Below are 13,075 nucleotides of genomic sequence, written 5' to 3' on the forward strand. Positions count from 1 at the left end.
CAACCTATTAATTATTAATTTACTTGCTCTAGTTCTACTAAAGCTTGTTCTGCGTTATGCCAAGGTAGACGCCTGCCATTGGCTTGCATCTGCTTATAGGCTGCTCGCGCTTGTTCGGTATTGATTTGCTGATGAACCACCAGTTGGCTTACTAGCCAAACTGTGCCTTTAACAATGGCAGCTTCTTTTTCTGCTGCTTTTCTCAGTGCCATATCACCGGTCAGTAAAGGACACTGTTCTTGCTTTGCTAAAGCAAGGGCAAAACAATCGTTTCGGCTCGCTTGGGTATAGGTCCCCGTTAGCTGCATGGCATACATCATTGATTCTGCAGAAACCTCTTTTAGCGCTAACCCTAAATCCAGAAGGTGGGGATGATCTTCTTCAAGTTCTTCAACAAAAAGAATATCTGGCGTTGCAAAGTCATAGGGCAACTGAAACATTGCTTCCAGTAAACCACCTTCTTCCATGTCAATGAGGATATTGGCATCACTAATTAGCAGCTGCTGCACGGCTAGCCTCCTGAGCTAACTGTGCTTGAGTCGGCACCTCCAACTTTCGTTCTTTACGAAAGCTAGAAACCGACATTCCCAGTAACTCTGCGGCTTTTGATTCCCCAATATACTCCTCACCTAGCGCACGATAAACGAGTTGCTTGTGTAGATAAGTCGACTCATGCGGGTAAGCTTTTCCTGGCTCCTCCGTTCGCCAGCCATTTTTGCTAAACAGCATAAATAGGTTTTTCTGAGTCGCAGGCGTAATTATTCCACATTGGCCAGCTCGAAACAGTGCCGCTAGCATGCTAATACCGTATTCGTGCTTTAGCATCAGTAATTCACGCGGTTCAATATGACGGCGCTTTTCACCCAAGTGTTCAATAAGTGATTGGGTAGGTAAAAGAAATGCACCAGCAAAGGCATTACAAGCCTTCTCCTCATCAATCCCTTCAGCTAAACGACCATGCACGACTAAGTGCCCAAGTTCATGGGCCAAGGTGAAGCGCTGACGGTCACCACTTTGGGCGGTAGAGATCACCACTACAGGAGTGCTACCAATCTTGCCCGCTAAACCGTCAAACTTCTTATCAGTTTCCACATCAGTGGTAATGATCATCACCCCTTTAGCTTCGAGGGTATCGATCATATCGTGAATAGGGTTTAGCCCTAGCTCCCAAGCATGGCGCATCTGAATAGCCAAGTCTTCCGCTTGTTCTAAGCTAAAGATTTGTTCTGGAAGCTCATTTGGTAAAGTAAACTCAGGGATAGGCTTCACTGAGTCGGGATACAACTCTAAAAGCTCTTGCCAACGTTCAGCTTGTTCTAAAACATCGCCATTAATTCGGTCTAAAACTTTCTTTGGTGTACTAGCACGCTTGCGGTACTCTACGCCCTCTAGTTTCACCTTCGTTGGACGAAAGAAGTACTCAGTGCGCACATCGAGCGCTTTCGCGAGTTTTAGTAGGTTTGAAGAAGAAGGCATAGCCGTGCCATGTTCATACTTTTTAATGGCGTTAGCGGACAGTCCTACCTCGTTGGCTAATGCATTCATGGATAGCCCGGCAGCCTTACGGGCTCGTTCTAAGCGTTCTGCAAACATGGAATCCTCTCAAGCAATAGCTCGGTTTATAAAGTCATTAAAATTATGTTTAATATAAACCTTATAAATAAGATTTTCTATCTATTTTGCAGCGCAGGGTTCTCCATTTTGCTCATGCCTAACCTTACAACCTACCGATGTATATAGACTTATTACGGGTAACGTCAAAACTCTATATCTTCAGATATATTTAATGCATCTTCCATTTCTACCCCTAGATAGCGAATGGTACTATCCAACTTGACATGGCCTAGTAGTAGCTGCACGGCTCGTATGTTCTTTGTTCGAGCATAGATCAACGTTGCTTTTGTTCTTCGCATAGAGTGAGTTCCATACAGGTGAGAGTCATAGCCAAGTTGTGATGCCCAACGACGAATGATTGTTGAATAACAGCTATAACTCATTGGTCTGCCCGACTTTCGAGGACTTGGGAAAAGATAGTCTGAAATGGCTAATTGGCTGTGTATAAACCACTGGGTTAACGATTGTGCCGTGCGTGACGTGATTTCAAATTGTACCTCTCTACCCGTTTTACTTTGGCTATAAAGGACACGATTTTGGATAATACCACCTGACGAAATATCCCTTACTTTCATCCTGAGTAAATCACATGAGCGTAACTTGCAATCAATAGCGAGATTAAGTAACGCTAGCTCCATGATATTACCTTCGATTTCGAGTCTAGTGCGGATACGCCAGATATCCTCGAGCTTAAAGGGCTTTTTCTGCCCAGTTCGATGGCCTTTTTTCGTCCACATAACTGACCCCTAAATGACTTTAGAAATGTCCTTATTTATTTTAGCTTGAGATTGAGGTCAATGAGTTGAATAGATATGCAATTTAGGAAATTGTGACAGATTTGAAACTCAAAACTGTAGTGTATTTGGTCTAACTGATAATGGGGCAAAAATAAGTTAACTCAATCTATCGACAGTCAATGCACCCAGAACGGAATCTTGTTGGATTAACTCCAGCCTAATCCACCCTGTTGTCATCTGCATGTCACTTAAGCTTCATCATTCAGTCAAAGCCCGTCACTAATCTCTAAGGCAGTCAACAGCCGCATAGGGTGAATATGAGATGACTGGAGCTAATTACAGGGGACTTGATCGCACGCTTATCGACGCACTTAAGACTCCCCGCAATTCTTCCCGTAACACTCCTTCCAACTCTTCCGACAATGCTCCATCCAGTGTTAACGCCACTTCCTTCTCAACCCCACATATTGCCAACGCCAGCAATGCCGCAAATAACCAAGCCATCACAGTTAACGCCCTCTGGTTATCGGATATCCATCTAGGTTGTAAGGATTGCAAAGCCGACTATCTGTTAAGCCTATTAAATACCGTGCGTTGTCAGCACTTGTATCTGGTCGGCGATATTGTGGATTTATGGGCGCTCAAACGCCGCCTGCACTGGCCCGAGAGCCACAATAAGGTATTGCAAAAGCTGATTGAACTGGCACAAAACGGCACTCAGGTGATGTATCTGCCGGGTAACCATGATGAGCTAATCAAGCCCTATGCAGAGCTTACGCTGCTGAATATCAAAATTGCTCGCCAGCATATTCATCAGGGGATTGGCGGCCACAAACTATTAATGCTGCATGGCGATCAGTTCGATGCCGATGTTTGCGTTGGCCGCTTCTACGCCATCTTGGGCGATCATCTCTACGACTTGTTGCTATTCCTCAACCGCAATCTCCATCGCCTGCGAGAGCGTTTAGGCTACCCGTATTGGTCACTCGCCAGCTATATCAAATCCCGCGTTGGCAAGGCGCAGACGGCTATCGCCCGTTTTCGCCAGGCCGTAGTGAATTATGCGCAGCACTATGATGTGGACGGCGTGATCTGCGGCCATATCCACCAGCCAGAGCTATCGATTCACGCTCGAGATAACCAATACAGTACGCCGGATAAACGCCAGATAGTCTATGCCAATGATGGTGACTGGGTCGAAAACTGTAGCCTGATCATCGAAACCTTAAACGGGGAATTACAGCTCTGCCGCTGGAATGAGCAAAGCTTAAACCTCGATATTCTGAGCAGTATTGTGCTGGCGAAAACGCCGCCCAAAGCGCCCATTCGAATGCCTACTCAAGCCTCAAAACCTATTCCACAAACGGCCACAAACAGCCCCAAACAAGCAGAAATCCAACCAAGGGATGTTGCCTAATTATGAACCAATTAACACCTCATACCCCAAACACTGAATCATTAAGTCCTAACACATTAAGCGCCAACGCATTAACGCAGGACGCAGCCAGCGGAGCAGCCATGCTAATGCCTACCTTAAAAGCCAGTTCGATGATCTTTACCGTCGATAATGTGGTGGAGCAAAACCTGCCCGCCCTCAAGGACAAACCTTGGTTAGCCAAGCCGACTAAGGCCATGCTGCGCTACCTGTTGAATGAAAAACAATGTAACGAGATAGCCAATCAATTTGCCTATCTGCAAGGGGTCGATTTTGTCGAGCAAGTGCTCGCCAGTTTCGATTTTAGCTTTACCGTGCCCGCCAACGAGGTCGAAAATATTCCCTGCGAGGGCCGCGTGGTGATCTTCGCCAATCATCCGATTGGCTCCCTCGATGCCCTCGCCCTGATTAAACTCATCAGCGAAATTCGCCCCGATATCAAGGTTGTGGCGAACGAGCTCCTGATGGCGCTCGAACCTTTGCATTCAATCCTGCTGCCAGTGCGTAATATGACGGGCGGCACACCGAAACAGCACCTCGAAAAAATCCACCAGCATCTGCGCAATGAAGGCGCGGTACTGATTTTCCCGTCGGGGGAAGTCTCTCGCCTGCGTCCGAGCGGCGTGCGCGATACCCAGTGGCACTCGGGCTTTTTAAAGATGGCGATTTCCTGTAATGCGCCGCTGCTGCCGATTTTTTTGGATGCCAAAAATTCTGCCACCTTCTACGGCGCCTCGATGATTTACAAACCCTTAGCTACATTGCTACTGGTCAAGGAGATGTTTAAACAGGCCAAGCGCAACATGCCCATTCGTATCGGCGAGCTTATTCCGAATGAAGCCGTGCGCTCAATGGATTTCCCGCTAAAGACCAAGATAAAACTGCTTAAAAATCATCTGTATCGCATCGGTAAAGATAAAGACCCGCTGTTTATCACCCAAAGCGCCATCGCCCACCCGGAGTCGCGCCGAGAGTTGCAGGCCGCGCTGCAACAATGTGAACTCCTCGGTGAAACCCAAGATAACAAGCTGATTTATTTGTATCAGCATCAGGACAGTAACCCCATCATGCGCGAAATTGGTCGCCTGCGGGAAATTGCCTTTCGCGCCGTCGGCGAAGGCACGGGCAAGCGCCGCGATATCGATAAATACGATTCCTACTACCAACATCTGGTGCTGTGGGATAAAGAACAGTTTGAAATTGTCGGCGCCTATCGTTTCGCCAGCGGCGAGCAAGTGCTAAATCGCTATGGCGACAACGCCCTCTACAGCCAATCCCTGTTCCAATATGCCGATGGTTTTATGCCCTTTATTAAACAAGGCTTAGAACTTGGCCGCAGCTTTGTACAGCCAAAATATTGGGGCAAACGCAGCCTCGACTACCTCTGGTTTGGCATTGGCGCCTTCCTCGCTAAACACCCAGAATACCGCTACCTGTTTGGCCCAGTTTCCATCAGCAATCAACTGCCTGGGAGCGCGCGGGAGATGCTAGTGCATTTCTACTCCAAGGAGTTTGCGCCAGCAGAGCAGCTCGCGGTATCCATGTCGCCCTTTGGACTATCCAAGCAGCGCAAATTGCAGTTGGATGAAATCTATTCGGGCGAGGATTACCAAAGCCACTTTAAGCAGCTAAAACAAATGCTGGCGAGTATGGGCGCCGCGGTGCCAACCCTGTACAAGCAGTATGGCGAGCTGTGTAAGCAGGATGGGGTGAAGTTTCTCGCCTTCGGGATCGATGCCGATTTTGGCGACTGTGTCGATGGTTTGGTTCTGGTCGATACCCATAAACTGAAAGGGAAAAAGTACCAACGTTATATCGGTGCTCATTTACCCGAAGACTTACGCAATCCTTTGATGGCTGAAGATGGATCCGACGAGCAGGATTAAGCATAATCCTGTTTAAGGTATTGGCTAAATAAACATCGGTCTGTTATAAGTATCTGTAATACAGTGCATTAAGGATACACATCCTTGTAAGGGTTTATCATGCCGATCATTATCGCCGATATTATGCGCACCCGAGTCGTCACAGTCGAAATGGACGATCGTTTAACCGTGGCGAAGGAGATTTTCGAGCAGGCAAACTTCCACCATCTGCTGGTAGTGGATGAATATAAACTCGAAGGCGTGTTGTCGGAGCGCGACTTGTTGCGTGCTATCAGTCCGAATCTGGGCAGCAGCGCCGAAACCTCAAAAGATCTCGAAACCCTACAAAAACGCGTCCATCAAGTAATGACCCGCAATCCGGTGACCGTAGCGCCACATGTGTCGCTCGATGTCGCCAGCCGTACCTTGCTGGAACACAATATTGGTTGTTTACCCGTACTGGAAAACGGCGATCTGGTGGGGATAGTAACTTGGAAGGATTTACTGCGAGCCTATTGTGAACACAATGAGGTGAATGAAAGCGAGTGCTAACGGCACTCGCTTTCGACTTTATAGAGTAATACCAATCGTATCAAATATCTGTTCATTCAGCGGGAGTTAAACGGGCTTTAGACAAGGCGAAGGCTTGAAGGCATAGTGGTGCTCTGTCGAAAGCCTTAAACGCAGTATAAAGCCCGTTCAACCCCGCCCTTCGGGAGTCTCACAGGCATCTCACTCCCGTGTTACATTGACTTAAAAGGGAATAACCATTTCTTCGTCAATGCGCCTTGGATTGAGATGTCTGTGAGGCTCTGAACTGATTAGATATTTAATGTGATTGGTATAAAAAACTAGATTGCCCAGCCGCCCATATAGAAGGCAACAAGGCCCAGCGTAATGGCGAGTACACCTAACTTAAGCTGACGGATTTCACCACTAAAAATACGGCCAACCACTAAAGTCACAAACCCGAGCATAATACCCGTCACAATGTTACAACTAAGGATGATGAACACAGCACAGGTTAAGCCCGCCATCGCATCGACCTTGTCATTAAAGTCCAGCTTAGTCACATTGCTGAGCATCAATAGCCCGACATACATCAGCGCAGGCGCAGTGGCATAAGCCGGCACCAAATAGCTGAGCGGAGCAAGGAATACCATTAGCAGGAATAATCCGCCCACTATGGTCGCGGTTAAACCCGTCTTACCGCCCGCCGCCGTACCCGCTGCCGATTCGATATACACGGCCGCAGGTGCGCCGCCGACGATACCCGCAAACATGCTGCTGACAGAATCCGACGTTAATGCCTTGCCACCGCCGACGATATTATCGTCTTTATCCAGCAGATTAGCTTGACCCGCTACCGCGCGGATGGTGCCCGTGGCATCAAAAATCGCCGTCATCACCAGCGCTAGTACAATCGGTAATACCACTGGATTTAAGGCGCCCATAATATCCATTTGGCCAATCAGCGAGTGCTCAGAGGTAAAATCAGGCACGGCGAATAAACCTTGGAATTTCACGCTTGGATCAAACACTAACCCGAACAGGGATAGGCCGATAATCACCAGTAAAATCCCGCCGGGTACGCCGCGACGCTCTAAACCAATCGTCGCTGCTAAACCCAGCACGGTCGCGATAACGGGCAGGCTGTTAATGTCGCCTAACTTCACGGGCAGACCCGCGTCATTGGCCACAATCAACTGCACACTGTTAGTGGCAATTAAGAGTAAAAACAAGCCAATACCGATACCTGTACCATGGGCAATCCCCTTGGGTAGGTTAGCCAGCACCCATTGACGCACACCCGTAACGCTCACGATGGTAAAAATCACGCCCATCCAAAAGATGGCGCCTAAGGTGACAGGGATACTCATGCCCTGACCTAACACCAAGCCGAAGGCGGTAAAGGCGGTGAGTGAAATCGCACAACCAATGGCCATGGGCAGATTCGCCCAGAGTCCCATCAGCAGCGAGCCAAAGGAGGCAATTAAACAGGTAGCGACGAACACGGCACCGGGGTCGAATCCGGCTTTACCTAACATATTGGGTACCACAATCACTGAGTACACCATAGCGAGGAAGGTGGTTAACCCTGCAATCACTTCTTGGCGAACTGTGCTACCACGTTGTTGAATTGAAAAAAAACGGTTCAGAAATGAACCAGAGGGTACGGCTGTTGAACTCAATTGCTCAGACATATCTTGTTATACCTTGTGATCTCTTAAAATAGGGTCGATACCAATTGGCTTTACCATTGGCGACGCCGGCTGCGGCAGATTAGAGCCCCAAATCCAATGACTTGGGTGAGAGATCCACATCATTCTCCTACATCGGGAAAAATCCATGATCTGCAAGCAGTGACGCTTTGCCCAGTTAAAATCACTTTAACCATGCAAACGCAGCCTTTGTTGGCCGCGGATAATACTGTAAACGCCGCCAGATAGCTAAGACCTCGCCTGCACTTCAGTAAATAATTAGCCAAAAAAGTCAAAATCAGTGTTTAAAAAAACACCTAAACTGCATATCAAACTGCCGATAGCGATCACAGAAATAAGATTAACGCTCTGTCAGTAAAACAAAAAATGATGGGATTTTTAAAATTTTCATAATTTTTCATATATTGTCAAAGCCCATTCATCCCAACAGGCAAGTCCATTCACATCTACCCTTTATAGTGCTCCCATCAAAAATCGCTTTCGAACGGAGCTCTTCCCAATGACAAAGCCCACCATGCAAACATCGGATAAGTCCTCACGCAGCAATGAGTTAAAGGCGCTGGGATTCATCATTTTCATACTCTTTCCCGCACTGACTATCGCGGGGATCAGTCTCTACGGTTTCATCATTTGGATGATCCAAGCCTTCGGCGGCGTTGTCGGCCACTAATTCACTGATACTTTGAGGACGCTATTATGAAGTGGTTAATCAACCTCTGGCGCACACTAAACAAACCCACAAAAGCTCTCACCTTAGGCGCTGTCAGCATCAGTGCGTTTATCATGGGCATCATCTTCTGGGGCGGATTTAACACCGCATTGGAAGCCACCAACACCGAAGCCTTCTGTATTAGCTGCCACAGTATGGAAAGCAAGCCTTACCAAGAGTTACAGGAAACTGTGCATTGGTCGAATCACTCAGGCGTGCGCGCCACCTGCCCTGACTGCCACGTGCCCCACAACTGGAGCCGTAAGATTGCCCGTAAGATGGAAGCTTCCCACGATGTCTGGGGCTGGTTATTCAATACGGTCAACACCCCAGAAAAATTTGAAGCTAAACGTCTCGAAATGGCGAGCCGCGAATGGAAACGTTTCGATCGCGACAATTCTCTGGCGTGTAAAAACTGCCACAACTACAACTCGATGAAGTGGCAAAGCATGTCACCGCTGGCGCAAAAACAGATGAAACGCGCCGCCGAAATTGACCAAAGCTGTATCGATTGCCACAAAGGCATTGCTCACCATCTACCTGAAATGGGCACGGCCCGTGCACCCGAACTCATCGCCGAAGTGGGCGCTGGCGTCAGCTCTGTCGAAACCAACCAAACCTACTACAGCGCCCTGACTAAGCCACTGTTCTTTAGTGAAAAAGGCGACGTTGAAGCAGGTACCTTAAACGTCGCCACTAAAGTCAAAGTGCTCGAAACTAAAGGTAAGCGCATCAAAATTGCTATTGATGGCTGGCGTAAGAAAATCGGCGCAGGCCGCGTCATCTACATGGACTTTGGCGTAAACATTCTGTCGGCGCAGTTAAGTAAAGATGCAGCTGAAACCGAAGGTGTTATCCAAACCTTTGAAGAGAAAGAAGACCCAATGACAGGCCTGAAATGGCAACGGGTTGAAGCCCAAATCTGGACCGATAAAGATTACCTGCTCACCGAGCTGCAACCGCTTTGGGGCTATGCCCGCGATACCTTCCGCTCAAGCTGTAGTGTGTGCCACACCCAGCCAGATGAAGCGCATTTCGATGCCAATACCTGGCCAGGCATGTTCCAAGGCATGTTGGCCTTCGTGAACATGGACCAAGACACCCAAGCACTGGTGCAAAAATACCTGCAAGAACATTCGTCAACCTTCGTGAAAAAAGAGCAGTAATTCGGGAGTAATACCATGAACAGAAGAGACTTTTTAAAAGGCTTAGCCTCAACCTCTTTCGTTGCTTTAGGTGGCAGCTCAGTGTTAGCGCCCTTAAATGCGCTCGCCAGCACGGGCCTGAACGAAGACGAATGGCTGACCACGGGCTCGCACTTCGGCGCCTTTAAAATCAAACGTAAAAACGGTGTAATTGCCGAGGTCAAAGCCTTCGATTTAGATAAATATCCAACGGATATGATTAACGGTATCCGCGGTATGGTCTATAACCCATCCCGAGTGCGTTACCCTATGGTTCGCTTAGACTTTTTACTGAAAGGCCATAAGAGCAATACCCAGCAACGGGGGGATTTCCGCTTCGTTCGCGTGACCTGGGATAAAGCATTAAAGCTGTTTAAACACTCACTCGATGAAATCCAAACCCAATACGGTCCATCGGGCTTACACGCAGGACAAACAGGTTGGCGCGCAACCGGGCAACTGCATTCCAGCACCAGCCATATGCAGCGCGCGGTGGGGATGCACGGCAACTATGTGAAGAAAATCGGTGACTACTCCACCGGTGCAGGCCAAACCATTCTGCCCTATGTATTAGGCTCAACCGAAGTGTATGCCCAAGGCACCTCTTGGCCGCTGATCTTAGAAAACAGCAACACTATCGTGCTCTGGTCGAACGATCCTTACAAAAACCTGCAAGTGGGTTGGAACGCCGAAACCCATGAGGCTTTCGCTTACCTCGCGCAGTTAAAAGAGAAGGTCAAACAGGGCAAGATCCGCGTGATCAGTATCGACCCTGTGGTCACCAAAACCCAGGCTTACCTTGGCTGTGAGCAGTTGTATGTGAACCCACAGACTGACGTGACGCTGATGCTGGCCATCGCCCATGAGATGATCACCCAAAAGCTACACGATGAAAAATTCATCCAAGGTTACAGCTTAGGCTTTGAAGAGTTTGTACCTTACGTGATGGGCACTAAAGATGGTATCGCTAAAACCCCTGAGTGGGCGGCGCCTATCTGTGGTGTTGAGCCACACATCATCCGCGATCTGGCGAAAACCTTAGTTAAGGGCCGCACCCAAATCATGATGGGTTGGTGTATTCAGCGCCAACAACACGGGGAGCAACCTTACTGGATGGCCGCAGTCCTCGCGACCATGATAGGTCAAATCGGTTTGCCCGGCGGCGGCATCAGCTATGGTCACCACTACTCCAGTATTGGTGTGCCTGCGACAAATGCGGCGGCGCCCGGCGCCTTCCCGCGTAACTTAGACGAGAACCAAAAACCCCTGTTCGACAGCACTGACTTTAAAGGCGCGAGTAGCACCATTCCCGTCGCCCGTTGGATTGATGCGATCCTCGAGCCCGGCAAAACCATTGATGCCAACGGTTCGAAAGTAGTGTATCCCGATATTAAGATGATGATTTTCTCGGGTAATAACCCATGGAACCACCATCAAGACCGTAACCGCATGAAGCAAGCCTTCCAAAAGCTTGAATGCGTGGTCACTATCGATGTGAACTGGACGGCGACTTGCCGCTTCTCCGACATAGTGCTGCCCGCCTGCACCACCTATGAGCGCAACGATATCGACGTATACGGCGCCTATGCTAACCGCGGTATTTTGGCGATGCAGAAGATGGTCGAGCCGCTGTTTGAAAGCTTGTCTGACTTTGAGATCTTTACTCGTTTTGCCGCGCTGCTGGGTAAAGAGAAAGAATACACCCGCAATATGAGCGAAATGGAGTGGATAGAAACCCTCTATAACGAGTGTAAAGCCGCTAACGCCGGTAAGTATGAGATGCCTGACTTTGCCACCTTCTGGAAGCAAGGTTATGTGCACTTTGGTGATGGCGAGCTGTGGACACGCCACGCCGACTTTAGAAACGATCCTGAAATCAATCCACTAGGCACGCCTTCGGGCTTGATTGAAATCTTCAGCCGTAAGATTGAACAGTTCGGTTATGAGGACTGCCAAGGCCATCCCATTTGGATGGAAAAAGCCGAGCGTAGCCATGGTGGCCCAGGTTCGGACAAATATCCTGTGTGGCTACAATCTTGCCATCCGGATAAACGTCTGCACTCGCAAATGTGTGAGTCGAAGGAATACCGCGAAACCTACACAGTCAATGGCCGCGAACCCATCTATATCAGCCCTGTGGATGCCAAAGCGCGCGGCATTAAAGATGGCGATATAGTGCGTGTCTTTAACGACCGTGGCCAACTGTTAGCGGGCGCAGTGGTATCGGATCGCTTCCCTAAAGGTGTAGTGCGAATTCATGAAGGCGCATGGTATGGCCCAGTGGGTAAAGATGGCAGCGTTGAAGGCGGCGCCGAAATCGGTGCCCTGTGTAGCTATGGCGACCCGAATACTCTGACCTTAGACATTGGCACCTCTAAGTTGGCTCAAGCCTGCTCAGCCTATACTTGTCTGGTCGAGTTTGAGAAATACCAAGGCAAAGTCCCTAAGGTCAGCTCCTTCGATGGTCCTATCGAAGTCGAAATCTAACCGAGCCCACAAGGCGATGCGCCTAGTCAACTAGGCGCATTCCACTGTTATTCTTGAGGAACATGCGATGAGCAACGTCGATATCAATCATGCCAGAGCCTTAGTGTATCAGCTGCTGTCTTCTCTGTTTGCCCGTGAAATTGATGAGCAGCGCCTTAAGCAACTCACCAGTGAGCAAGCGCAGCAATTCTGGACACAACTGGGTTATGCGCCCGAGTTTAGTGCGCCAGTCGTCAGCATACAGAAGGTACTGAATGGCTTAACGAGCGATGAAGCCTTGCTCGAACTTGCCGCCGATTATTGCGGTTTATTCCTCGTAGGCACAAAACACAGCGCCTCGCCCTATGCCAGCCTGTACTTGAGCCCCGAGGAAGAACCCTTGCTATTTGGGCAGCAGCATCAACAAATGAGCGAGTTTTTACACCAGAGCAAACTGCAAGTGCAGAGTCACTTCCCTGAACCTGCCGATCACTTAGCCGTGATCCTCGCCTATATGGGACACTTAGCTTGCCACAGTGAAGATGCTGCCCAGTTAAGCTTCCTAAACGCTTGTATAGATTCATGGTTATCAAAGTTTGTCGCCAAGGTCGTTGAGTGCGATAGCAAGCACAGCAATGGCTTTTACAGTGCTCTCGCCACACTCACCCTCGCTTGGGTGCAGCAAGATAAACAGCAGTTAGAACAGGCAATGCATTGATCGCCATAAGCCTAAAACCCGAGTAGTGTTAAACCAGAGTCGCATTAAGACTCAAGGTGATGACTCATGTCTTGTCCTAGAATAAATTAACGAAAAGCGGCTCCCATGGGAGCCGCTGTTTTATT

11 protein-coding genes are annotated in these 13,075 nt (G+C 48.8%); 7 read left to right on the forward strand and 4 right to left on the reverse strand.

The genetic code is table 11. The features are described from left to right. Positions 1-14: 14 nt before the first annotated feature. The 3 genes from CEQ32_RS09715 to CEQ32_RS09725 all read right to left on the reverse strand — a co-directional run bounded on the left by CEQ32_RS09715 (position 15) and on the right by CEQ32_RS09725 (position 2,351). On the reverse strand, positions 15-509 hold the full coding sequence (locus tag CEQ32_RS09715) for a PIN domain-containing protein (RefSeq protein WP_088585931.1): 495 nt from the start codon (positions 507-509) through the stop codon (positions 15-17). Continuing rightward, positions 490-1,593: a helix-turn-helix domain-containing protein gene (locus CEQ32_RS09720; protein ID WP_088585932.1), complete on the reverse strand. Its 1,104-nt coding sequence runs from the start codon at positions 1,591-1,593 to the stop codon at positions 490-492. The genes CEQ32_RS09715 and CEQ32_RS09720 overlap by 20 nt, the downstream gene beginning before the upstream one ends. Positions 1,594-1,757: 164 nt before the next feature. Then, complete coding sequence (locus CEQ32_RS09725) at positions 1,758-2,351, reverse strand: tyrosine-type recombinase/integrase (protein ID WP_012588474.1); 594 nt, start codon at positions 2,349-2,351, stop codon at positions 1,758-1,760. 322 nt (positions 2,352-2,673) lie between these two features. On the opposite strand from CEQ32_RS09725, the gene CEQ32_RS09730 reads away from it, so the two are divergent. From CEQ32_RS09730 to CEQ32_RS09740, 3 genes are all read left to right on the forward strand, one after another. Continuing rightward, positions 2,674-3,768 (forward strand): UDP-2,3-diacylglucosamine diphosphatase, encoded by a 1,095-nt coding sequence (locus tag CEQ32_RS09730; protein WP_088585933.1) that lies wholly within the window; start codon positions 2,674-2,676, stop codon positions 3,766-3,768. Positions 3,769-3,770: 2 nt separating this feature from the next. Then, the gene (locus CEQ32_RS09735; RefSeq protein ID WP_122040755.1) at positions 3,771-5,672 is read left to right on the forward strand and encodes a GNAT family N-acyltransferase; all 1,902 of its coding nucleotides are present in this window, start codon (positions 3,771-3,773) and stop codon (positions 5,670-5,672) included. A 99-nt stretch (positions 5,673-5,771) separates the two neighbouring features. Continuing rightward, entirely contained in the window at positions 5,772-6,203 is a 432-nt protein-coding gene (locus CEQ32_RS09740; RefSeq protein ID WP_055647269.1) for a CBS domain-containing protein, read from the forward strand. Between the two features lie 299 nt (positions 6,204-6,502). Here the strand turns inward: CEQ32_RS09740 and CEQ32_RS09745 are convergent, their stop codons facing one another. Continuing rightward, complete coding sequence (locus CEQ32_RS09745) at positions 6,503-7,855, reverse strand: NCS2 family permease (RefSeq protein WP_037415303.1); 1,353 nt, start codon at positions 7,853-7,855, stop codon at positions 6,503-6,505. Between the two features lie 517 nt (positions 7,856-8,372). Here CEQ32_RS09745 and torE point away from each other — a divergent pair. The 4 genes from torE (at position 8,373) to torD (ending at position 12,950) form a co-directional block, all read left to right on the forward strand. Beyond that, positions 8,373-8,543 (forward strand): trimethylamine N-oxide reductase system protein TorE, encoded by a 171-nt coding sequence (gene torE, locus CEQ32_RS09750; protein ID WP_011071462.1) that lies wholly within the window; start codon positions 8,373-8,375, stop codon positions 8,541-8,543. A gap of 26 nt (positions 8,544-8,569) precedes the next feature. Further along, on the forward strand, positions 8,570-9,748 hold the full coding sequence (gene torC, locus CEQ32_RS09755) for a pentaheme c-type cytochrome TorC (RefSeq protein ID WP_088585934.1): 1,179 nt from the start codon (positions 8,570-8,572) through the stop codon (positions 9,746-9,748). A 15-nt stretch (positions 9,749-9,763) separates the two neighbouring features. Beyond that, a complete protein-coding gene (gene torA, locus CEQ32_RS09760) occupies positions 9,764-12,253 on the forward strand; it encodes a trimethylamine-N-oxide reductase TorA (protein ID WP_088585935.1) in 2,490 nt (829 codons plus the stop codon). Positions 12,254-12,320: 67 nt separating this feature from the next. Beyond that, the gene (torD, locus tag CEQ32_RS09765; protein ID WP_088585936.1) at positions 12,321-12,950 is read left to right on the forward strand and encodes a molecular chaperone TorD; all 630 of its coding nucleotides are present in this window, start codon (positions 12,321-12,323) and stop codon (positions 12,948-12,950) included. The last annotated feature ends 125 nt before the right edge of the window (positions 12,951-13,075 follow it).

This window comes from Shewanella sp. FDAARGOS_354 (assembly GCF_002209245.2).
In the GTDB taxonomy this organism is placed as follows: Bacteria; Pseudomonadota; Gammaproteobacteria; order Enterobacterales; family Shewanellaceae; genus Shewanella; species Shewanella xiamenensis.